Genomic DNA, 21023 nt, shown 5'->3' on the forward strand with positions numbered 1-21023 from the left:
TACGGGCGCGCCGGTGGCCCGCGTCCTGCGGGCCGGACGGGTGGTGCGGGTCGTGCGGGGTTACAGGCCGCCGGTGAACAGCAGCCGGTTCGGGGAGTCCTGGACGCCGGACAGCACGTTCTCGGTGGCGTTGTCGTCCAGCCAGGTCCGCACGTCGGCAGCCGTCGCCGACGGGTGGGCCGCCTTGTAGAGCAGCGCCGCGCCGGCCACGTGCGGGCTGGCCATCGAGGTGCCGTCCATGGCGATGCTGCCGCCGCCGAGCTTCGCCGAGACGATGGCCTGGCCGGGCGCGAACATCGACAGGCACGAGCCGTAGTTGCTGAAGCTCGTCTCCTGGTCGGTGCGGTTGCTCGCGCCGACGGTCAGCGCCTCGCCGGCGCTCGCCGGGGAGACGTCGCAGGCGTCCTCCGTGCTGTTGCCGGCCGCGACCACCGGCAGCACCCCGCTGTCGGCGAGCGCGTCGGCGGCGGCGTTGAGCGCCGGGGAGTAGCCGCCGCCCAGCGAGGCGTTGACCACGGCGGGCTGCTTGGCGTTGTCCGCCACCCAGTCGAAGCCGGCGATGACGCCGGCGAGGGTGCCGGAGCCCTGGCAGTCGAGCACCCGCACGCTCACCAGCGACGCCTGGGGCGCGACGCCGAAGGTGGCGCCGCCGACCGTGCCGGCCACGTGGGTGCCGTGGCCCGCGCAGTCCGCGCCGTCGCGGCCGTCCCCGATCGCGTCGAAGCCGGGCACCGCCCGTCCGCCGAACTCGCTGTGCCCGTAGTCGATCCCGGTGTCCACGATGTACGCCGTGGCGCCGGCGCCATGGCCGAGCGTGCTGAACTGGTTGTCCAGCGGCAGGTTGTGCTGGTCGATCCGGTCCAGGCCCCAACTGGCCGCCGTCACCCGGGGCTGCGCCCCGCCGGCGCCGCCGCGCGGGCCGCCGATGCGGCGGTCGAAGTCGGTGACCTGGGCGTTCTGCTCCACCGCGAGGACACCCGGGGTGTTGCGCACGGTGGCGAGCTGGGAGGCGGTCAGCACGGCCGCGAAGCCGTGCATCACCTTGCCGTAGGTGAACAGCGGCTTGATGTCCAGGGTGCGCGCGGCGCCGGTGAGGTTGACGTCCTTGTCGAGCGTCACGATGTACTGGTCGGGCACCGAGGTGCCGGTGGCGCTGACCAGCGGGGCGGGGGTGGTCCGGGTCGGTCCCGGCGGCGGCGCGACCGGGCCCGGGCCGAGCGGGGGTCCGCCGGCGGCGGAGGCGGCCGTCGGCAGGAGGGCCAGCGGGGCGAGCAGCAGGGCAGCGGACAGGCCGCGTGCGAGCAGGCGCATTCGTGCTCCGTGAGGGCGTGGGGGGAGATGCGGAGGGCGGCGCGATCGTCCGGACGCGCGGTGCACGCGTGCCCGGCGGGCGCCGCCCACCACCATCCGCCGCCGCCGCGGCAGCCTCCCGGCCCGACACACCGGCACGCCTGCGCGTCAGCCGATCGGGCGGCACGACCCTCCGGCCAGGTGGGCGCGCCGTGCGGGGCCGTCCTACATGCCCGCCTTCGCCAGCAGGTCGCGGGCCCCGCGCGCGTCGATCGCCTCGGCGAGTTCGCGCAGCGCGCCCCGGTCGGCGAGCAGTCCCGCGGTGTGCGCGTGACGGGCGCCCCGGTCGAGTGCGTGCCACAGGAACGGGTTCGCGAGCAGTACGCCCGCCTCCACCGACACCACGCCGCCGAACGCGTCGCGCAGCACCACCCGTCGGTCTATGGCACCCAGGAACCGGGCCGACACCAGGTAGTCCGTGTACACGCGGCGCCTGCGCAGCAGGCCGCGCACCTCCAGCCAGCCCTCGCCCGTGGTGGTCCGCTCCGGCAGCAGGATCGCGAAGAGCGCCACCGCGAACACCAGCCACAGGACGAGCCGGGCGGGGTCGAGCGTGCCGTCCCAGGCATCCAGTGCGAGTGCCGCGGCAAGGACCGTCACCGCGGCGGCGTAGGCCGTCCGGCGCCGTCCGGCCCACGCGCGGTCGTGCGCGGTGGCAGGGCCGTCAGCGTCCCCGACCCGGGGCCGGGGGACCGTGCCGGAGTACTCGCCGCGTCCCATGGTGCCGACGCTAGGTTTCGCCCCGGCCCGGGGGCCGGGCCTTGACGCCCCCCTGACGCGGGGCGCGGTCTTACTGACAGCTTCTTTACGCCTGCGTGGCCAGGTCGGGGGCCCCGCCGCCGGATCGGGTGGCAGGACACCGCCCCGCCGGGCCGGCGCCGGGCGGGAGGGAGCGGTGCGGGCCGGTCCTGACATCCCGGCCCGTACCGCCCGGCGAAGGGGCGTCCTGGTGCGGCGCGGACGTGGCACCAGGACGCGTGGCCGATCGGTCCCCGGCGGAACCGGGGACCGGGATCAGCTGCCGTAGACCTGGAACTCCCACAGCGAGTAGCCGTACTGCGTGGCGCGCTGCGTGCCGTACAGGCGCACGTAGCGGCCCGATCCGGTGACCGCCAGCGTCTGGTCGCCGCCGGTCCCGCTGGTGGTGGAGTAGACGGAGGTCCAGTTCTGGCCGTCGGGTGAGGTCTGGATCTGGAACGCCGTGCCGTAGGCGGTCTCCCAGTTCAGCTCGACCTTGCCGATCGTGTGGGTGGCTCCGAGGTCGACCTGGAGCCACTGCGGGTCGGAGAAGCCGCTGGACCACCGGGTGCCGGCGTTGCCGTCGACCGCCGCGGACGCCGGGAAGCTGCCGTTCTCCGTCGAGGATGCGGTGGCGGTCCTGCCCTGCGACAGCAGCGTGCCCGTACCGCCGCCGGGATTGCTGCCGCCGGACGGCGTGCCGTACAGGGCCAGTTCGTAGAGCGAGTCACCGTACTGGCTGGCTCTCGCGGTCGCGTAGACCCGGACGTAGCGCCCTGTGGTGTTCAGCGCGGTGTCCTGGAGGTCCTGCGGGCTGTTGCTGTTGGTGTACGCGGTCGTCCAGTTCTGGCCGTCGGCGGACACCTGTAGCTGGTAGGCCGCTGCGGCGGCCGCCTCCCAGGTCAGGCTCGCGTGGGTCAGCTGGTAGGACTGGCCGAGGTCGACCTGGAGCCACTGCGGGTCGGAGAAGCCGCTCGACCAGCGGGTGGAGATGTTGCCGTCGGTCGCGTTGGACGCCGGGAAGTCCGCGCTCTCGTTGGAGGACGACGTGGTCGGCTTGCCCTGCGCGATGTTCGCGCCGAGGTCGCCCGCGGCCGGCTTGTTGTAGACGGCCACGTAGTCGATGTTCATCTGGCCGCCGGACGCGGTCGCGGACGTCGGACCGCCGCCGAAGGCACCCGGGAAGGCGCCGCCGATCGCCAGGTCGAAGATCACGTAGTAGCTGTGGTCGACCGCGTTGGCCCAGGTGGTGGCGTCCACCTGGCTGGAGTTGACGGTGAAGTAGTTGGCGCCGTCGAGGTAGTAGCGGATCTGCTCGGGCGACGTCGAGCGGTCGATCTCCACCGCGTAGGTGTGGTATCCGGTCTGGCATCCCGAGCAGGCGCGCTCACCGGAACCGATGCCGGTCGACTCGTTGCACGGGCCGCCCGGGCTGACCCCGCAGTGCAGGGTGCCGAACACCGAGCTGCGGGCGTTGATGTCCTCCATGATGTCGACCTCGCCGGAGCCGGGCCAGCCGACACCGACCCGCAGCGGCGAGCCCAGCATCCAGAACGCCGGCCAGTAGCCCGCGCCGGTCGTGGTGTTGAGGTTCGGCTGCTGGATCGACGCCTGGATGCGCACCACGCCGCCCGGCCGCGCGCCGAACCCGTCCGCCTGGGTCTCGACCCGGCCGGAGGTCCAACCGGAGTTCGGGTCGGTGCCGGAGTGCAGCGCCTTCAGCACCAGGTGGCCGTTGCCGTCCGTGTAGACGTTGGACGTGCTGTTGGTCGTGGTCTCGATCTCGCCGGTGCCGAAGTTCGCGCCGGCGCCGTCGTCGTAGCGCCATGTCCCGGTGTCCAGCGCGGAGTTGGCGGCGCCGCTGAAGTCGTCGCTCCAGGTGGTGCTGAACCCGGACGGTGCGGCCGGCACGTCCGAGGGTGCGGCCGCGGGGCGGGCGGCGGCCGGTGCCGCGGCCGCCTTCGCGCTCGCGTCGGCCATCGCGGACGGCGAACCGGCCAGGGCGAGGCCGGTGAACGCCGCGACCGCGGCGATCAGCCCGACCATGACCCGGCCGCGGCGCAGCCGGGTCCGCGGTGCCGATGCGCCCGCCGTTCCCGATGTGCCGGGTACGACAGGTGGGGTCTGCGGTGACCTTCGTCGATGGCGCGACGCTGTCCCGCGCGTGTCTGGGGTGGACATGCGTCCTCCCTTTCCTTCCGCTGTGGGGGGTGTGGGGGTTTGTGTGTGGGGGATGGGGGGTTGCGTGCAGTCCCGTTCGGATCCGATCGCGCAGCGTCCGAACGGCGTGCGAGCATGCCTGAGAGCGCTCTCAGAACGCTCCCCCAGGAGAATCGGCCCTCGCTCCGAGCGGTGTCAAGGGAACGGCAACGTTTACGGAATCGCGCGGCAAACGTGGACGGAACCGCGGTGGCCGCCGGCCGGCCGTACCGCCGCCCGAGCGCCGCACCTTCCCTGAGGCCGCGCCAACTCTCGTTGCGTCGCGACCGGTTGGCGGGGCGGCGGCATCAGTCCAGGCAGAACTCGTTGCCCTCGGGGTCGGTCATCACGAGGAAGCCGGCGCTCATCGGCGGCGCGGGCTCGTGGCGGCGCACCCGGGTCGCGCCCAGCGCGACGAGCCGGTCGCACGCGGCCTCCAGCGCCGCCATCCGCTCCTCCCCCGCGAGTCCGGGAGCCGCGCGGACGTCGAGGTGCACCCGGTTCTTGGCGACCTTGCCCTCCGGCACCCGCTGGAAGAAGATCCGGGGGCCGCGACCCTCCGGGTCCTCGACGGCCGACCCCGCGTTGCGCTCCTCCTCCGGCACGCCCGCCCGATCGAGGAACGCGTCCCACGCGGCCAGCGGGTCGGCTCCCTCGGGCAGGTCGACACCGGGCGGGCCGGGGTGGACGTAGCCGAGCGCCTCGCGCCAGAAGGACGACAGCGCCTGCGGGTCGTGGGCGTCGAAGGTGACCTGGATCTCGCGGCTCACCGGATTCCTCCGCTCGTGGGGGCGTGCGCCTGGTGCCGGTAGAGGTCGCGCAGCAGGCAGACCTCGGACAGATGGTGGATCAGCTCGCGGTGGATGTGCAGCACCAGGTCGGCCATGGGCGCGTCGGGGAAGGGCTCCTCCGCCCCCACCGGGACCCGCAGCCCCTCGTCGCCGAGCCGGGCCACCCCCGCGAGCCACAGGTCGAGTTGGGCCTCCAGCTGGCCGAGCGCGGCGTCCGCGCCGCCGGCGTACTCCCAGGTGGCGGGTGACGCCGCCGGTGCGCCGAAGTGCGCGGCGTTGCGCGCGGCCAGCACGCCGGCGACGACGTGGCCGAGCCGCCAGGCGATCGGTGGTGAAGGGCGCCGGCACCGAGCCGGGGTACGCGTCGTCCAGGAGGAAGTCGCCGGCCCCGAGCTGTCGTGGCCGCCCCGTGCCTTCGCCGCCGCCGGAGCGACCCCGCGCCGTGGGATTCCCCGGGGGAGCGCCCTCGCGCCGCCGTACACTCCAGGCGTCCGGCACCGGGGACCAGAAGTACTCGTCGTCGGTGAGGCCGGCGAGCCGTGCGCGGAGCTGATGGTTCCAGTGGAACTCCCACTGCTCGCGCAGTGCCCGGTTCCAGTCCACTCCTGTCGTGCCCATGGAGCCACCCTGGCATCCCGCGCGGGGGCAGTGGGAGTCGTTCTTCCGGTCGGTGGCGGTGCCGGTCGGTGGCGGTCGGGGCGGATCGGGGTTGACCCTCGACCCGGTCGAGGGAGGAGATTCACGCGAGTGGAGAGCGGGATGCGCAGTATCGGCGAGATGGCGCGGGACAGCGGCCTGGGCGTGAGCGCCCTAAGGTTCTACGACGGCGCGGGCGTGCTGGTCCCCGCGCGGGTGGACCCGGCCAGCGGGTACCGCTGGTACGGCCCCGGGCAGCTCGCCGAGGCGCGGCTGCTGGCGCGGCTGCGCCGGACCGGCATGCCGCTGGCGGACGTCCGGCTGGTGCTCGCCGCGTGGTCCGGCGCGGACACCGACCTGGTACGGACGCTGCTCGACGCGCACCTGCGCCGTCTCGAACGCGGGCTGTCCGAGGCCCGCGCCGCGCTCTCCACGGTCCGCGCACTTCTCGAACACCGGGAGAACCCCATGACGTCATTCCGCACCCCGACCGTGAGTCTCACGGTCGCCGCCGACGAGCTGGCCGCGGCGCTGGACGCGGTCCGCTTCGCCGCCAGCACCGACCCCGAACTGCCGGTGCTCGGCGGTGTGCTCTTCGACACCGAGGACGACGCGCTCCGGGTGGTGGCCACCGACCGCTACCGGATGGCCGTCGCCCGGGCCGGTGCGAGCGGGCACGACGGGCCGCGCGCGCAGTTCGTCGTGCCCGCGCCGGTCGCCGACGCGATGCGGGCGCTGCTCACCGGCAGCGGCGGCGGCGACGGGGGCGTCCGGCTCTCCGTCGCGGACGGCCGGGTGGTGCTGGAGGCGGGGGACCGCCAGGCGGCCGGCCGGTGCCTCGACCACGACTTCCCCGACTACCGCCGGCTCGCGGCCCTGCCGCCGGGGACGCGCACGCTCGTCGACGTCGCGGCCCTGCGCGCGGCGGTGCGCGGCGGACCGGTCCGCGCCGGCGACCCGGGCGAGGAGGGCGGCACCGCCCGCGATCTCAGCCTGCTCGAGATCACCGCCGACGGCACCGTGGCCGTCGTGGACGAGGGGGACGGCGCCGGCAGGGACCGGATCGCGGTCGACCGCGACTACCTGCTGGACGCGCTGGACGCGCTGGCGGCCGGTACGCGGGAACGGCTGGTCGTGGAGTTCGGCGCCCCCACGGCGCCGATCGCGTTCCGCCGCGTCGACGAGGACGGGGCCGAGGAAGGGGACGCCTTCTCGCTGCTGATGCCGGTCCGCCTGGAGGACTGAGCGACGGGCCCGGCCGGCGGGGGCGACCCGCCGGTCAGGCCAGGAGGCAGGAGGGGCACAGGCCGCGGTAGGTGACCTCGGCGGTGGAGACGGTGAAGCCGAAGCGCTCCTCGGAGGGGAGGTCGGCGAGCGGGTCGCGGGCCGGGTGGACGTCGCGGACGGTGCCGCAGCCGGAGCAGACCAGGTGCTGGTGGGGGCGGTGGGCGTTGGGGTCGTACCGCTTCGCGCGGCCGTCGGTGGCGACCTCTATGACCTCGCCGAGGGAGACCAGCTCGCCCAGGGTGTTGTAGACGGTCGCCCGGGAGATCTCGGGCAGCCGCTCGGCCGCGCGGGCGTGCACCTCGTCGGCCGTCAGATGGACGTGGTCGCCGTCGAGCACCTGCGCGACGACGCGCCGCTGGGAGGTCATCCGCCAGCCGCGGCCACGCAGTCGTTCCAACAGGTCGCTCATGTCGGTTCACCTATCAGGTTCGCGGAGTGACCGCAGTTTACCAGCGGACGTCCTGATTTTGATCGGATATGTGCTTGGCCCGCTTCTTGACTTGGACTGCGTCCATCGTAGGATCGGTTCCGGCGACAGCCAAGGGTCAGGAAGAGCCGAGTCCCCGCGGGGGCGGCCCCGGGCGCTCGCGCCCCGGCTCCTCCGCACCCCCGCAGTTCCTGAGCACCGTGCTCCGCCCGGTCCGGAAGGATTCCCCATGTCTGACCACACCCCCAACAACGACGACGCGATCGTCACGGACGCCAAGACCGAGGGCGCGGGTGGCTGCCCGGTCGCGCACGACCGCGCCCCGCACCCGACCCAGGGCGGTGGGAACCGCGGCTGGTGGCCCGATCGGCTGAACCTGAAGATCCTGGCCAAGAACCCGGCCGTGGCCAACCCGCTGGGCGAGGAGTTCGACTACGCCGCGGCGTTCGGCTCCCTCGACCTCGCCGCCGTCAAGCAGGACATCGCGGAGGTGCTGACCACCTCGCAGGACTGGTGGCCCGCCGACTTCGGCAACTACGGCCCCTTCGCGATCCGGATGGCCTGGCACAGCGCGGGCACGTACCGGATCAGCGACGGCCGCGGCGGCGCCGGGGCCGGGCAGCAGCGCTTCGCGCCCCTCAACAGCTGGCCGGACAACGCGAACCTCGACAAGGCCCGCCGCCTGCTGTGGCCGGTCAAGAAGAAGTACGGCCAGAGCCTGTCCTGGGCCGACCTGCTGGTCCTCACCGGCAACGTCGCGCTGGAGTCGATGGGCCTGCAGACCTTCGGCTTCGCCGGCGGCCGCGAGGACGTCTGGGAGCCGGAGGAGGACGTCTACTGGGGTCCGGAGACCACCTGGCTGGACGACCGGCGCTACACCGGCGACCGCCAGCTGGAGAGCCCGCTCGGCGCCGTCCAGATGGGCCTGATCTACGTCAACCCCGAGGGCCCCAACGGCAACCCGGACCCGATCGCGTCGGCCCGCGACATCCGTGAGACGTTCCGCCGGATGGCGATGAACGACGAGGAGACCGTCGCCCTGATCGCGGGCGGCCACACCTTCGGCAAGACCCACGGTGCCGGTCCGGCCGACGCCGTCGGCGACGACCCCGAGGCCGCGCCGATCGAGGCGCAGGGCCTGGGCTGGAAGAGCAGCCACGGCACCGGCAAGGGCGCGGACGCCATCACCTCCGGCCTGGAGGTGACCTGGACCAGCACGCCCACCCGCTGGAGCAACGGCTTCTTCGACAACCTCTTCGGCTACGAGTGGGAGCTGACCAAGAGCCCGGCCGGCGCCAACCAGTGGAAGCCGAAGGACGGCGCCGGCGAGGGCACCGTCCCGCACGCCTACGACGCGGACCGGAAGATCGCGCCGTCGATGCTCACCACCGACCTGGCGCTGCGCTTCGACCCGGTCTACGAGCCCATCTCCCGCCGCTTCCACGAGAACCCGGCCGAGTTCGCGGACGCCTTCGCCCGCGCCTGGTACAAGCTGACCCACCGCGACCTGGGCCCGAAGTCCCTCTACCTCGGCCCGGAGGTGCCCGAGGAGACGCTGCTGTGGCAGGACCCGCTGCCGGTGGCCGACCACGGGACCATCGACGCCGCGGACGTCACCGCGCTCAAGGCGAAGATCCTCGCGACCGGGCTGACCGTCTCGCAACTGGTCTCCACCGCTTGGGCGTCGGCCTCGACGTTCCGCAGCAGTGACAAGCGCGGCGGTGCCAACGGCGCCCGGATCCGCCTCGACCCGATGCAGGGCTGGCCGGTCAACAACCCCGACCAGCTGGTGACGGTGCTCGGCGCCCTGGAGGGCGTCCAGCGCGAGTTCAACGCCGGTGCGGGCACCAAGAAGGTCTCGCTGGCCGACCTGATCGTCCTCGGCGGCGCCGCCGCGGTCGAGAAGGCCGCCAAGGACGGCGGGTTCGCGGTGGAGGTGCCCTTCACCCCGGGCCGCGTCGACGCCACCGAGGAGCACACCGACGCGGAGTCGTTCGCCGCGCTGGAGCCCGGCGCGGACGGCTTCCGCAACTACGTGGGCAAGGGAAACCGGCTGCCGGCCGAGTACCTGCTGATCGACCGGGCGAACCTGCTGTCCCTCAGCGCCCCCGAGACGACCGTCCTCGTCGGCGGCCTGCGCGTGCTGGGCTCGAACCACGACGGTTCGAACCTCGGCGTGCTGACCGACGCCCCGGGCACCCTGACGAACGACTTCTTCGTCAACCTGCTCGACCTGGGCACCACGTGGCGGCCGACGGCGGAGGACGCGACCACCTTCGAGGCCCGCGACGACGCCACCGGCCAGGTGAAGTGGACCGGCAGCCGTGTCGACCTCGTCTTCGGCTCGAACTCCGAGCTGCGCGCGCTGGCCGAGGTCTACGCGAGCGACGACGCGCGGCAGAAGTTCGTCACGGACTTCGTCGCGGCGTGGAACAAGGTCATGAACCTCGACCGGTTCGACATCGCCTGAGCACCCGTCACCCGCTCCACCCCGCCTGACCGCCGTCCCCGGACGGCGGCGCGGTGGACCACCACGTCCGGGCCGGCCCCCTTTCGGGCCGGCCCGGACGTCGTTCGTCCGGCGGCGCGGACGGCCGATCCCGGGACTCGTGGGCCGGGTGGGGCGTGGCGGACCGGGATGAGGGCGGGCGGTCTGCATGATGGCGGGGCGGGTCTCTGTCGTCGGTCGCGATTCCGAGTGGAGTGGGTGCAGCATGCCGGAGCAGGAGCTTTCGTCGTCCGGACCGGCTCGCGGGGTGAACCGCCGGTCACTGCTGCGGGCGGCCGGGCTGGGGACCGGGGTGCTCGCGGCGGGCGGGCTGGCGGCCGGGCGGGCGGACGCCGCGGGCCCGGCGGGGCGGGCGGCGACGGCCGCGGTTCCGGCGCACGTGGCGGACGGGTCGAGTGCCGCGGCGAGCACGGACCTCCCGCTCGTCGGGGGCCCGGACTTCCCGATCGGGCTGTTCTGGCCACCGCACCCCTACGAGACCACGCTCGCCCGCTACCAGGAGATCACGGAGGCCGGCTTCACCTTCCTGATCACCGGGAACTACCTGTTCGACGCGCGCAGCGCGTCCTACGCGCTGGGCATGGCGGACCAGGTCGGGCTGAAGGTGCTGGTCGCCGGGGACCCGCGGATCGAGGCGATCGCGCAGCACATGACGGTGACGGACGACCGGACCGTGCCGTCGTCGATCACGACGGCCGACGCCACGTCCTGGGTGAGCGCCGCCCTGGCGAGCTATCCCGACCATCCGTCGCTGGCGGGCCTCAGCGTCTACGACGAGCCCTCCCGCGAGCGCTTCCCCACCGTCGGCGCGCTGACCGGCATCGTGCGCGCCACCGCCCCCGCCCTGCTGCCGTACGCCAACATCAACCGGGGCAACGGCGCGACCTACGCCGACTTCGTGCAGGCGTACGTCGACGCGGTGCGGCCCGCGCTGATCTCCTTCGACCGCTACCCGATCCTCACGGACGGGGTCGACGTCAACTACTTCGACACCTGGGCGATCGTCCGCGCCGCGTCGCTCAAGGCCGGCGTGCCCGCCTGGACCTACATCCAGTCGACCGGCTACAACGGCCACCGGGTGCCGACCGCCTCGCAGCTGGCGTGGCAGGTCAACATCAGCCTGGCGTACGGCTGCAAGGGCATCCAGTACTTCACCTACTGGACGCCCGACCCGGCCCGCGGCGAGGGGTACACGCAGGCGCTGATCACCGTCGACGGGAAGCGCACCCCGCTCTACGACGCCGCCAAGGCGCTGAACGCGGGCTGGCTCCGGCCGGTGGGCCGCGAACTCAAGCCGCTGGTCTCGGAGTCCGTGCAGCACGCCAACGACACCCCGCTGCCGCCCGGCACCACGGCGTTCGCCCCGGGGCCGTACGTGGCCACGGCCACCGGTGACGCGGTGGTGCTCGCGCTGTTCAGGGCCGGGGCCGGTGCCACGGACGACGGCACCCGGCACCTGCTGGTCGTCAACCGCGATCCCGACGGCGCCGCGTCGGTGCGGATCGGGGTCAACCCGGCCCAGGTCAAGGGCGTCGCAAGGTTCACGCCGTCGAGCGCCACGTACACGGACACGGGGGCGGCGGGCCCGCTCACGGTGGACCTGGAGGCGGGCGCGGCGGCGCTGTACCGGCTCTCGCCGAGCTGAGGACGTCCACCGGCCGTGCCGGCGTCCGGCCGGGGCCGCGCCGTGCCGGCGGCTACCGCGCTTTCGGCTACCGCGCGTTCTTCGGGTGCTCGGAGCGCTGGGCGCGGCCGCGGGTCCTCGGGCTCTTCCGGCCCTTCGGGCTCTTCCGGTTCTCCGGGTCCCGGTCCTTCGGCGCCGGCGCGGGCTCCTGCGCATGCCACTCCGGACTCCGGGCGAGCAGTACATCGACGCGCCCGCGCAGGTCGTCCCGCTCGAACGGGTCGAGGTCGACGGGTGCCCGGAGCAGGACGGGCTCCAGCATGTGCCAGCGCTCCTCCACCCGGGTCCGCGCGCCGGCCGAGCGCAGGGCGGCGTCGGCGTCCCGCCGCTCCTTCTCCGCCGCGGTGGCGGCCTCGGCCTCGATCCTGCGGAGCGCCTCGGCGGCCCCGGCGCGGTCCACGGCCTCCAACTGCTCGGCGGAGACCCCCACTCCGCGCGCCATCCGGGCCAGCGTCTCGTCGACGCCGCGGGTGGGCACCTTCACCTTGTTCACCAGCTGGTAGCCGGACACGATGCGGCGCCACCAGGTCTCGCTGACGTCGGCCCGGCGGGCGGCCTCCCGCTGGGAGATGCGCAGCTTCTTCGCCGCCGCCATGATCAACAGCCCCTCGGGCGGCGGCTGCGGGCCCTCAGTCATGGCGCGAGCTTCGCACAACTACGCACGCAGCGTCCAGCGTCCTCGCCCCGCGGCCGCCGGGGGATCGGGCTGGCCTGCACCGATGTGCCGCACTACGCCCGCATGTCGCGTAGTACGCGCGTAGTACTTGATCCACGCCCTACTACGCGCTAGTTTGTCCCGCATGACGCCCCGCAGCCGCACCCGTCCGAGGAGGCTCTGCCAGGAGCCGGAGGCGGTCACCTGGGCGCGGGAGAAGTCCGGGCTGACCAAGCGGGCGCTGGCCGATCGCGTCGGCATCTCCGAGCAGTTGATGGGTGAGATCGAGTCCGGCTGGCGCAGCGCCACCCCGGCCAACCTCGTGAAGATCGCCGAGGCGCTGAACTGCCCCATCGTCGTCCTGGAGCGCAAGCGCCATGCCGCCGGGGTCGCCCCGTCGAAGGACGCGCCCGGGGCCTGACCGGTGCGTGCCGCGCGGAGTCGCGGGGTCGCGGTGCCGTAGTGTCGCGGAGCCCGGAGGATCTTCGTCCGGTTCCGGTCACACGCCCGGGGGGTACGTCACGAGGTGCCTACTCGCCTGTCACGGGAGTGTCTTCGTGTCACTCCGGCCGAAACCGCGCCGGTGACCAGGGAGTCCGGGAGGGAGAAGGGCCTGCCCGGCACGGGTGGGCATCGGTTGAGAAGGAGAAGTCATGCGGATCCGGAAGATCTCGTTCGTTGCCCTCGTCGCGGTGGCCGCGGGCCTCTCGCTCACCGCCTGCGGGGGCGGCAACGACTCCTCCACCGCGGATGCTTCGTCCCCGTCGGCGTCCGCCACTCAGGACGCCTCCGGCTCCGGCGGTTCCTCCGGCTCGACGGCCGACCCCTCGGCGAACGGCAAGGGCGTGTCGGCCACCAGCGACTCCGGCTCGGGCAACTCCGGTTCCGGCAGCTCCGGTTCGGGCGGGTCCGGCACGGGCGGCGGCGGGGGCTGCCAGACCGCCGACCTCTCCTTCAGCCACTCCTCCGGCATGGGCGAGGGCGAGGTGCTGATCAACCTCACCAACCACGGGGCGGACACCTGCACCCTGCACGGCTTCCCCGGGGTGGACCTCAAGGGCAAGGACGGCACGATCAGCGCCGCCCGTACGCACCTCGCCGCGCCCGACGTGACCCTGACGCCCGGTCAGGAGACCAACTTCACGCTGCACTTCCCGCCGAACAACTCCGGCGGCAGCGGTGTCACCTTCACCAGCCTCGTCGTCACCCCGCCCAACGAGACCCACTCCCACACCATGGACCTGGCGATCAACCTGCCCGTCAGTGACAGCACCCAGTCCGCCGTCACCGTCGACCCGGTCGGTGCGGGCAAGTAGTCCGCGCGCACCGACCGGGGCGGAGCCTGCGGCTCAGCCGCCGTGCGTGCTCCCGCTCTGGTAGTCCGTGTACGTGTAGGGGTTGTCGAGCACCTTCGTCTCGGGGACGTCGGGGTTCATGCCGCGCTCCCAGGCCTCGGGGCCGAGTTGGGACCGCAGGTGGTCGACGGTCCCCTCGACGGTGCGGCGCAGCGCCGGGAGGTCGACGTCGAGCAGGCGGCCGTCGCGCTTCACCAGCCGGCCGTCGACCAGCACCGTGTGGACGTCGCCGCGCTGCGCCTGGAAGGCGACGTGCCCGTGCGGGTTGAGCAGCGGGAAGGAGACCGGCGAGGCGTCGTTCTTGATCAGCACCAGGTCGGCCTTCTTGCCGGCCTCGACGCTGCCGAGGTCGGACTCGCGGCCGAGGGCGCGGGCGCCGCCGCGGGTGGCCCACTCCACGACCTGGTCGGCGCGCAGCGCCGCGTGCGTCACCGTCTCCCCGGCCGCGTGGGCGGTCAGGTGCTCGTGGGAGCGGTCGGCGCCGAGGGTGGTGCGCATGGCGGAGAACAGGTCGCCGCTCCACCAGACCGAGGTGTCCATGGACAGCGAGACCGGTATGCCGTGGGCACGCAGCGCCCAGGAGGGCGGGTAGCCCTGCCCCGCGCTCTGCTCGCTCTCGGTGGAGACGGAGGCGGACCCGCCGGTGGCGGCGATCCGCTGGTAGGAGTCCTGGGACAGCGAGGCGCTGTGCACGTAGACGGTCTCGGGGGTCATGAAGCCGTGCTCGTGCATGAGCCGGATGCCGTCGTCGCCGGTGGCGCCCCACACGCCGGCGTGCGTGGTGACCGCGACGCCCAGGTCGCGCGCCACCTCGAAGGCGGGCTTCTCCGGGAACGCCGGGTCGCCGGTGACGTCGAAGGCGAGCTGGAAGCCCAGCATGTCGTCGCCGGTGATGCGGCGGGCGACGAAGTCGCGGAACTCGGGGGCGGCCGTCCAGGTGGCGGGCGCCTCCTGGATGTTGCCGTAGGCGAGCACGAACCGGCCGGGCACCGCCTGGAGGGCGTCGACGGCCGCGTCGGCGTGCTCCGTGGTGCGCAGCCCGTGGGACCAGTCGACGGTGGTGGTCACACCGGCGTCCAGCGCCTCCCAGCCGCCGAGCAGGTTGCCCGCGTGGATGTCCTGCGGGCGGAAGATCTTGCCCCACTCCAGGTAGTACCAGACGAAGTACTGGGTCAGCGTCCAGTCGGCGCCGTAGCCGCGCATCGCGGTCTGCCACAGGTGCCGGTGGGTGTCGATCATCCCCGGCATCACGATGCCGCCGGACGCGTCGATCTCGACGGTGCCGTCGGGGACGGCGAGACCGGGGCCGACCGCGGCGATGCGGTCGCCGACCACCAGCACGTCGTGCCCGGGCAGCACCCGCCGGGCGGCGTCCACCGTCAGGACGGTGCCGCCGCGCAGCACGACCGGGCGGCCCGCGGTGTCGTCGGTCCGCTGGCTCATCGCCTCACGCTCCTTCGCGTTACGCGTACACACGTCCGCTCTGCGGACAGTGCTTGGCTGGGGCCACCCTCGCGCAGGCCGCCGCCGGTGTCAATGGACGATGCGGAGCCGGCCGCCGCGCATCGCGGGCAGGACCGTCCGTAGCGCGGACACCTGCGGCTACCCTTCGGGGGAGGCCAGCTCGCGAGGAGGTCGTGCCATGCCGCGTACGGGGACGGGTCCCGACTTCATCGAAGCGCTGGCGCGCGGGCTGGAGGTGATCACCGCGTTCCGCCCGAACCGCCCGGCGATGACGCTCGCCGAGGTGGCCGCGGCGACCGGGCTGGCCCGGCCCACCGCCCGCCGCATCCTGCTCACCCTGGAGGAACTGGGCTACGTCCGCGCGGAGGAGCGCGGCTACCGGCTGACCCCCCGCGTCCTGGACCTCGGCGTCGCGTACATCGGGTCCATGGGGCTGTGGGAGGTGGCGCGGCCGCATCTGGAGCGCCTGGTCGCACGCACCGGCGAGTCCTGCTCGATCGCCCAGCTGGACGGCTCGGACATCGTCTACGTCGCGCGGGTGGCGGTGCCGAAGATCGTCTCGCTCGCGGTGCAGATCGGCACCCGGTTCCCCGCGCTCGCCACCTCGCTGGGAAAGGTGCAGCTGGCGGCGCTGTCGCCGCAGGAGCTGGAGGAGGTGCTCGCCCAGCCGACCCGTTCCGGCCTGGCGGCCCGCGAGGTGCCCGAGTCCGCGGAGCGCGACGCCGAGCTGCGCGACGTGCGGGCCCGTGGCTGGGCCCTCACCGACCAGCAACTGGCCCTGGGCATCCGGTCGGTGGCGGCTCCGCTGCGCGACGGTTCGGGCCGGGTGATCGCCGGGATCAACGTCAACTGCCATGCCGCGGAGACCACGGTGGAGTACCTGCTGGAGCATCATCTGCCGCTGCTGCTCCAGGCCGCGGGGGACATCGGCGCGGACTTCGCCCGGGTGCAGGACCTGCCGCAGGTCAGCGTCGCGCCCGGCGCCCCCGCCGCGGAGGGCCCGCGCCCGCAGCCCGCGCGGCGGTGAGGCGGCAGGGGTGAGGCGGCGGCGTGCGGGGCCGCGCCGCCCGGCGCAGGGAGCGGTCACGCGCCCGGAGCACCTTGACCGATGGGGCGCGCGGCGGCAGACTCGCCGTTACGGACAAGGGTCCGCTGTGCGGACAGAAGTCCGCGCAGGAAGGCGAGAGGCGGAGCGCATGGCGGACCACCCCACGACGGCGGCGCCACCGCCCGGCCCCCTGTCGGGCCTGCTCGTCGCGGACTTCTCCCGGGTGCTCGCCGGCCCGTACGCCACGATGCTGCTGGCCGACATGGGCGCCGAGGTCGTCAAGGTCGAGGGCCCGCACGGTGACGAGACCCGCGGCTGGATGCCCCCGGTCCGCGGCGACGTCTCCACCTACTACCTCGGCGTCAACCGCGGGAAGCGCTCCGTCGCGCTCGACCTGCACGACGACGGCGATGCCGGGCTCGCCCGCGAACTCGCCCGCCGCGCCGACGTCCTGATCGAGAACTTCAAGCCCGGCGGCCTGGCGAAGTACGGCCTCGACTACGACAGCGTGCACGCCGCCAACCCCGGCGCGGTCTACGCGTCGATCAGCGGCTTCGGCACCGGCCCGGGCCGCGACGTGCCCGGCTACGACCTGATGGTGCAGGCCGTCTCCGGGCTGATGAGCCTGACCGGCGACCCGGACGGGCCGCCCTACCGGGCCGGCATCTCGGTCTTCGACGTGATGGCGGGCAACCACGCGGTGATCGGCATCCTCGCCGCACTGCGCCACCGCGACGCGACCGGCGCGGGCCAGCACGTCGAGGTGAACCTGCTGTCCTCCGCCCTCACCGGCCTGGTCAACCACAGCTCGGCGTACGCCGCCGGCGGCGTGGTGCCGTACCGGATGGGCAACGCCCACCCCAGCGTGTTCCCGTACGAGCCGCTGCCCACCGCCGACAACCTGCTGATCGTCGCCGCCGCCAACGACGGCCAGTTCCGGCGGCTGTGCGAGGTGCTGGAGCTGCCCGGCGTGCCGGACGACCCGCGGTTCGCGCACAACGCCGACCGGACCAGGAACCGGGAGGAGCTGCGCCCGCTGCTGGAGGAGCGGCTGGCCACCCGCGGCGCGATGGAGTGGTTCGACGCGCTGACCGCGGTCGGGGTGCCCTGCGGGCCGATCAACACCATCGACGGCGGGTTCGCGCTGGCCGAACGCTTCGGGCTCGACCCGATCGTGGAGGTCGGCGAGGCGGACCGCGCGGTGCCCACCACCCGCAACCCGATCCGGTTCTCCGGCACGCCGGTCGGCTACCACCGGCCGCCGCCCGGGCTCGACGAGCACGGCGCCGAGGTGCGCGCGTGGCTGGGCGACGCCCGGAAGGAGGCGGACCATGGCTGACCGGCCCGGGAGCGAGCCGCCCGCGAGCGAACGGCCGGCTGACGAACAGCCCGCCGACGAACAGCGCCCGTACGAGCGGCCGGTGTACGCGACCGCGCTGGGCGCCTCCACCCGCGACACGATCACCCTGCTCGGGCACGACCTGGCGCGCGACGTCATGGGCTCGGTCGGCTTCGGTGAACTCGCCTTCTGGCTGGCCACGCAGCGCCGCCCGACGCCGGGGGAGACCCGCGTCTTCGAGACGGTCCTCGCGGCGCTGGCCGACCACGGCTTCACCCCGACCGCGATCGTCACCCGGCTGACGTACCTGTCGGCGCCCGACTCGGTACAGGGCGCGCTCGCGGCCGGGCTGCTCGGCGGCGGGTCGCGGTTCCTCGGCGTGACCGAGGACAGCGGCCGGTTCCTGCACGACGTCCTGGCCTCGGTCGACGGTCCGCTGCCGGACGACGACGCCGGATGGGACGCGCTGGCGCTGGCCACGGTGACGGCCCGGCGGGCGGCGGGCGTGTTCGTGCCCGGCCTGGGCCACCACGTCCACAAGGACGGCGACCCGCGCACCCCGCGGCTGCTGGAGATCGCCGCCGAGGAGGGGCACTTCGGCCCGCACCTGTCGCTGTTCACCGCGATCGGGCGGGTGCACCCCCAGGTCCTCGGCCGTACGCTGCCGCTCAACGGCGCCGGTGTCTGCGGCGCGGCGCTCGCCGACCTCGGCCTGCCGCTGGAACTCCTGCGCGGCTTCGCGCTGCTGGCCCGTACCGCCGGACTGATCGGGCAGCTCGCCGAGGAGCTGCGGCACCCGGTCGGCAACGACGTCTTCTTGTCGGTCGACCTCAACAACCGCTCCGTACCGCCGGATCCGTACCTGCCCGACGGGTGCCCGCTCCCCCCGGACGCCGAGGCACCCGCGTCCGGCTCCGACTCCCCCGCCGAGGAAGGTTGACATGGCCGAACTGGTCGCGGTCATCGCGTCCACCCACCACCCCTTCTACTACCGCGCCAGTACCGCGACCGGCGCGGACCGGCCGCCGTTCGCCGACGAGTGGGTGCGCAAGATCGAGGCGTTCCGCGCGACGCTGACCCGGGCCCGCCCCGACGTGCTGGTGATGGTCGGCTCGGACCACTTCCACCAGCTCTGGCTGGACAACATGCCGCAGTTCCTGGTCGGCAAGGCGCCCTTCTACGACGCCAACTTCTCCAACGAGGAACGCGAGTTCGGGCTGCCGAAGATGCTCCTGAAGGGGCACGAGGAGCTCTCCGCGCACGTGCTGCGCGAGGGCCTGGACGCCGGGTTCGACCTGGCGTTCTCCAACGAACTGCGGATCGATCACTCGATCACCTGCCCGATCATCACCCTGCGGCCGCAGGCCGACCTGCCGATCGTGCCGGTGTACACCAACATCTTCGCGCCGCCCCTGCCCCAGCCGAAGCGGTTCGTGCAGCTCGGCGGGATGATCCGGCAGGTGGTGGAGTCCTGGCCGTCGGACCAGCGGGTCGCGGTGATCGGCACCGGGCACCTGTCGCTGGAGCTGGGCGGGCCGCGGCAGTTCGGCCCGCACGGCCCGGACCCGGAGTTCGACCGGAAGGCGGTCGGCTGGATCGCGGGCGGCGACATCGAGGAGTGCCTGGCCGAGGTGAGCCTCGACAGCCTGCACCTGCCGGGCAACGCCACCCACGGGTTCATGGACTTCATGCTGATGATGGGAGTGGCGGGGCAGGGCCGCAGGGCCGACTACGTGGACACGCTCGACCTGTTCCACACCATGGAGGCGTACTTCACCTGGTACCCGAACGGAGCGCCTGAGTGAGCAAGTACCTGCTGAACAAGTTCCTCTACACCGTCGACCGCGACCCGGAACTGGTGGAGCGCTACCGCGACGACCCGGCCGGGACCGTCGCCCACTGGGAGGCGGAGTACGCCGGGCGCCTGCTCAACTGCGTGGCCGGCGAGGCCACCACCTGGCTCGCCCTCGACGACACCGAGCGGGCCGCGCTGGTCGCGCACGACTACCCGGCGCTCTTCGCGCTGGGCGCGCACCCCTTCCTCACCCTCACCCTGTTCATCGCGATGTTCGAGCGGGACCACGCCGAACCGCTGGGCTTCCAGCTGGAGTACGCCCGCCGGCTGGCCCATGTCACGCTGCCGTACCCCGACATCGCGACCTGAGCCTGCCGGGGCGACCCCCCGCCCCTGAATACGTCAGAGCACCGGGCCGACCGCAGACGTGCCGCCCTCGGTTGCCGGCGTCGCGTCGACACGGCCCGCGAGGGCGGCATCCAGCGGGTAGGGGCGCTCGTCGGGGAGGAGGGCCCTGGCGCGGTCGAGATCCTTGGCGCGGACGTGGGCATGGATCGTGTGGGCGAGGCCGGTGACGTCCTCGATGCCGGTGACCCACGCGTCGAGGTAGCGGTCGACGGCCTCGCCCCGCAGCCCGACCTGGAGCGAGCGCCACGCCAACGGGCGTGCGTGCAGGTCGCGTTCGGGGTCCCACTGGACGCGTACGGGGCAGCGGCGCATGTCCTGCCGCCACTGGTCGCGGGAGGCGTGCACCCGGTCGGTGTACGAGGAGAGCGCCGCGTGCGCCAGTGCCCAGTCCAGCCCCTCGCGGCGGATGCGGATGGCCAGCACCCGCTCCTGCCCGGGCGCGGTGGCCCACGCGCTCCGGTACATCATCCACAGGAACGACGGCTTGATCCACGTCATCCGGCCGCGTCCGTAGTCCGCCGGGAAGCGGCCGGCCGCGGCGGCGGGGAGTGCGATGGCCGGGGAGTACGCCTGGTAGACGGTGAGGGTGTCGGCGCTGTGGACGGCGCGGATGCCGCGGGTGGGCACGGCCGCGGGTACGGGCAGGGACGTGGACATGCCCGCATCGTCGCAGCCGCCCGGCGGGGTGGACCACCGGATTCCGTGCGGCCGCGGCCCGTGCGGGGGCCGGCCCCCGCACGCCTGCGGACCCCGCGGGTCAGCCCGTCGTGGTGACCCGGGCGGACAGGTGGACGAGGCGGGCCACGCCGAACTGGAGGATGAGCGGCAGCGTGTGGGCGGCGGTGACGCCGTGGACCGCCGTGAAGGTGACGGTCGGGCCGGTGCCGCCGAAGGTGACCGTCGTGCCGGTGGGCAGGTAGATGCCCGCGTCCATCATGCTGCCGCTGTCGCCGGTCACGCCTTTGGTGCTGCCGGCCAGGGTGCCGCGGCCCGCGTCCGGGGCGCCGACCATGTCGAGGTGCTCGGGCACCCCGCTGTCGTTGCGGACCGCCATCGTGAGGGTGCCGTTGCCCGCGCCGTCGAGGTGCGCGACGGCATCGGTGATGGTGAGGTCGACGTCGTCCTCGTGCACGGTGACCTGCCCGGGGGTGTCCGGTGCCGCCGTGGTCTCGGCCGGGGTCGCGTGCGACCCGGAGCCGGAGTCGGAGCAGGCCGTGACGAGTCCGGCGAGGACCGCCGCCACCGCGATCGCCCGGGCGGTGCGCACGGCTCCGGAGGCACGGAAGGCTCGGGCGGCGGTTCGGCGGTTTCGGCTCATTTACGCATCATGCCAAGCCG

Annotated in this window: 20 protein-coding genes; 10 read left to right on the forward strand and 10 right to left on the reverse strand. The window is 73.7% G+C overall.

Annotation, left to right across the window (positions count from 1 at the left end; genetic code table 11):
• Positions 1–60: 60 nt before the first annotated feature.
• The 5 genes from C4U44_RS14510 to C4U44_RS42455 all read right to left on the reverse strand — a co-directional run bounded on the left by C4U44_RS14510 (position 61) and on the right by C4U44_RS42455 (position 5371).
• Positions 61–1311, reverse strand: coding sequence for a S8 family peptidase (locus C4U44_RS14510; protein ID WP_103886166.1), 1251 nt, complete (start codon positions 1309–1311; stop codon positions 61–63).
• Between the two features lie 204 nt (positions 1312–1515).
• Positions 1516–2070, reverse strand: a complete 555-nt coding sequence (locus tag C4U44_RS14515; protein ID WP_103886167.1) for a hypothetical protein — start codon at positions 2068–2070, stop codon at positions 1516–1518.
• 294 nt (positions 2071–2364) lie between these two features.
• Entirely contained in the window at positions 2365–4134 is a 1770-nt protein-coding gene (locus tag C4U44_RS14520; RefSeq protein WP_103886168.1) for a discoidin domain-containing protein, read from the reverse strand.
• A 461-nt stretch (positions 4135–4595) separates the two neighbouring features.
• Positions 4596–5057: a VOC family protein gene (locus tag C4U44_RS14525; RefSeq protein WP_103886169.1), complete on the reverse strand. Its 462-nt coding sequence runs from the start codon at positions 5055–5057 to the stop codon at positions 4596–4598.
• Positions 5054–5371, reverse strand: coding sequence for a DinB family protein (locus C4U44_RS42455; RefSeq protein ID WP_235032072.1), 318 nt, complete (start codon positions 5369–5371; stop codon positions 5054–5056). The genes C4U44_RS14525 and C4U44_RS42455 overlap by 4 nt, the downstream gene beginning before the upstream one ends.
• 466 nt (positions 5372–5837) lie before the next feature.
• Here C4U44_RS42455 and C4U44_RS14535 point away from each other — a divergent pair, with 466 nt between their 5' ends.
• Entirely contained in the window at positions 5838–6959 is a 1122-nt protein-coding gene (locus C4U44_RS14535) for a DNA polymerase III subunit beta family protein (protein ID WP_103886299.1), read from the forward strand.
• Between the two features lie 34 nt (positions 6960–6993).
• Here the strand turns inward: C4U44_RS14535 and C4U44_RS14540 are convergent, their stop codons facing one another.
• Positions 6994–7410, reverse strand: coding sequence for a Fur family transcriptional regulator (locus C4U44_RS14540; protein WP_103886170.1), 417 nt, complete (start codon positions 7408–7410; stop codon positions 6994–6996).
• A gap of 247 nt (positions 7411–7657) precedes the next feature.
• Between C4U44_RS14540 and katG the strand changes: the two genes are divergently transcribed.
• Together katG and C4U44_RS14550 are read left to right on the forward strand one after the other, a co-directional pair.
• The gene (katG, locus tag C4U44_RS14545; RefSeq protein WP_103886171.1) at positions 7658–9898 is read left to right on the forward strand and encodes a catalase/peroxidase HPI; all 2241 of its coding nucleotides are present in this window, start codon (positions 7658–7660) and stop codon (positions 9896–9898) included.
• A gap of 244 nt (positions 9899–10142) precedes the next feature.
• Positions 10143–11582, forward strand: coding sequence for a hypothetical protein (locus C4U44_RS14550; RefSeq protein WP_146088270.1), 1440 nt, complete (start codon positions 10143–10145; stop codon positions 11580–11582).
• Between the two features lie 67 nt (positions 11583–11649).
• On the opposite strand, the gene C4U44_RS14555 is transcribed toward C4U44_RS14550, so the two are convergent.
• The gene (locus C4U44_RS14555; protein ID WP_103886173.1) at positions 11650–12258 is read right to left on the reverse strand and encodes a helix-turn-helix domain-containing protein; all 609 of its coding nucleotides are present in this window, start codon (positions 12256–12258) and stop codon (positions 11650–11652) included.
• Positions 12259–12421: 163 nt separating this feature from the next.
• Between C4U44_RS14555 and C4U44_RS14560 the strand changes: the two genes are divergently transcribed.
• Together C4U44_RS14560 and C4U44_RS14565 are read left to right on the forward strand one after the other, a co-directional pair.
• Complete coding sequence (locus C4U44_RS14560; protein WP_103886174.1) at positions 12422–12697, forward strand: helix-turn-helix domain-containing protein; 276 nt, start codon at positions 12422–12424, stop codon at positions 12695–12697.
• A gap of 232 nt (positions 12698–12929) precedes the next feature.
• Positions 12930–13592, forward strand: coding sequence for a DUF4232 domain-containing protein (locus C4U44_RS14565; RefSeq protein WP_103886175.1), 663 nt, complete (start codon positions 12930–12932; stop codon positions 13590–13592).
• Positions 13593–13625: 33 nt separating this feature from the next.
• On the opposite strand, the gene C4U44_RS14570 is transcribed toward C4U44_RS14565, so the two are convergent.
• Entirely contained in the window at positions 13626–15074 is a 1449-nt protein-coding gene (locus C4U44_RS14570; RefSeq protein WP_103886176.1) for an amidohydrolase family protein, read from the reverse strand.
• 199 nt (positions 15075–15273) lie between these two features.
• Between C4U44_RS14570 and C4U44_RS14575 the strand changes: the two genes are divergently transcribed.
• The 5 genes from C4U44_RS14575 (at position 15274) to C4U44_RS14595 (ending at position 19646) form a co-directional block, all read left to right on the forward strand.
• Positions 15274–16122 (forward strand): IclR family transcriptional regulator domain-containing protein, encoded by an 849-nt coding sequence (locus C4U44_RS14575; protein ID WP_103886177.1) that lies wholly within the window; start codon positions 15274–15276, stop codon positions 16120–16122.
• A gap of 169 nt (positions 16123–16291) precedes the next feature.
• Positions 16292–17482 carry a CaiB/BaiF CoA transferase family protein gene (locus tag C4U44_RS14580; protein ID WP_103886178.1) on the forward strand — a complete coding sequence of 397 codons (1191 nt, stop codon included), beginning with the start codon at positions 16292–16294 and terminating at the stop codon, positions 17480–17482.
• Entirely contained in the window at positions 17475–18422 is a 948-nt protein-coding gene (locus C4U44_RS14585) for a citryl-CoA lyase (protein ID WP_103886179.1), read from the forward strand. Before C4U44_RS14580 ends, C4U44_RS14585 begins: the two co-directional genes overlap by 8 nt.
• 1 nt (position 18423) lies before the next feature.
• Positions 18424–19287, forward strand: coding sequence for a DODA-type extradiol aromatic ring-opening family dioxygenase (locus tag C4U44_RS14590; protein ID WP_103886180.1), 864 nt, complete (start codon positions 18424–18426; stop codon positions 19285–19287).
• Positions 19284–19646 (forward strand): hypothetical protein, encoded by a 363-nt coding sequence (locus tag C4U44_RS14595; RefSeq protein WP_103886181.1) that lies wholly within the window; start codon positions 19284–19286, stop codon positions 19644–19646. The genes C4U44_RS14590 and C4U44_RS14595 overlap by 4 nt, the downstream gene beginning before the upstream one ends.
• A gap of 33 nt (positions 19647–19679) precedes the next feature.
• On the opposite strand, the gene C4U44_RS14600 is transcribed toward C4U44_RS14595, so the two are convergent.
• Positions 19680–20342, reverse strand: coding sequence for a DUF4291 domain-containing protein (locus tag C4U44_RS14600; protein WP_103886182.1), 663 nt, complete (start codon positions 20340–20342; stop codon positions 19680–19682).
• A gap of 100 nt (positions 20343–20442) precedes the next feature.
• Entirely contained in the window at positions 20443–21003 is a 561-nt protein-coding gene (locus C4U44_RS14605; protein ID WP_235032073.1) for a hypothetical protein, read from the reverse strand.
• Between the last annotated feature and the right edge of the window lie 20 nt (positions 21004–21023).

Origin of the sequence: Actinacidiphila yanglinensis, assembly GCF_900107965.1 — a bacterium.
Lineage (GTDB): Bacteria > Actinomycetota > Actinomycetes > Streptomycetales > Streptomycetaceae > Actinacidiphila > Actinacidiphila yanglinensis.

Bases quoted from the DNA above. Each gene is read 5' to 3' on its own strand.
- C4U44_RS14550 (WP_146088270.1), top strand. From the start codon at position 10,143: ATGCCGGAGCAGGAGCTTTCGTCGTCCGGACCGGCTCGCGGGGTGAAC.
- C4U44_RS14560 (WP_103886174.1), top strand. From the start codon at position 12,422: ATGACGCCCCGCAGCCGCACCCGTCCGAGGAGGCTCTGCCAGGAGCCG.
- C4U44_RS14565 (WP_103886175.1), top strand. From the start codon at position 12,930: ATGCGGATCCGGAAGATCTCGTTCGTTGCCCTCGTCGCGGTGGCCGCG.
- C4U44_RS14600 (WP_103886182.1), bottom strand. From the start codon at position 20,342: ATGTCCACGTCCCTGCCCGTACCCGCGGCCGTGCCCACCCGCGGCATC.
- C4U44_RS14540 (WP_103886170.1), bottom strand. From the start codon at position 7,410: ATGAGCGACCTGTTGGAACGACTGCGTGGCCGCGGCTGGCGGATGACC.
- C4U44_RS14580 (WP_103886178.1), top strand. From the start codon at position 16,292: ATGGCGGACCACCCCACGACGGCGGCGCCACCGCCCGGCCCCCTGTCG.
- C4U44_RS14510 (WP_103886166.1), bottom strand. From the start codon at position 1,311: ATGCGCCTGCTCGCACGCGGCCTGTCCGCTGCCCTGCTGCTCGCCCCG.
- C4U44_RS14570 (WP_103886176.1), bottom strand. From the start codon at position 15,074: ATGAGCCAGCGGACCGACGACACCGCGGGCCGCCCGGTCGTGCTGCGC.
- C4U44_RS14605 (WP_235032073.1), bottom strand. From the start codon at position 21,003: ATGAGCCGAAACCGCCGAACCGCCGCCCGAGCCTTCCGTGCCTCCGGA.
- C4U44_RS14535 (WP_103886299.1), top strand. From the start codon at position 5,838: ATGCGCAGTATCGGCGAGATGGCGCGGGACAGCGGCCTGGGCGTGAGC.
- C4U44_RS14520 (WP_103886168.1), bottom strand. From the start codon at position 4,134: ATGGTCGGGCTGATCGCCGCGGTCGCGGCGTTCACCGGCCTCGCCCTG.
- C4U44_RS14555 (WP_103886173.1), bottom strand. From the start codon at position 12,258: ATGACTGAGGGCCCGCAGCCGCCGCCCGAGGGGCTGTTGATCATGGCG.
- C4U44_RS14515 (WP_103886167.1), bottom strand. From the start codon at position 2,070: ATGGGACGCGGCGAGTACTCCGGCACGGTCCCCCGGCCCCGGGTCGGG.
- C4U44_RS14590 (WP_103886180.1), top strand. From the start codon at position 18,424: ATGGCCGAACTGGTCGCGGTCATCGCGTCCACCCACCACCCCTTCTAC.
- C4U44_RS14585 (WP_103886179.1), top strand. From the start codon at position 17,475: ATGGCTGACCGGCCCGGGAGCGAGCCGCCCGCGAGCGAACGGCCGGCT.
- C4U44_RS14575 (WP_103886177.1), top strand. From the start codon at position 15,274: ATGCCGCGTACGGGGACGGGTCCCGACTTCATCGAAGCGCTGGCGCGC.
- katG (WP_103886171.1), top strand. From the start codon at position 7,658: ATGTCTGACCACACCCCCAACAACGACGACGCGATCGTCACGGACGCC.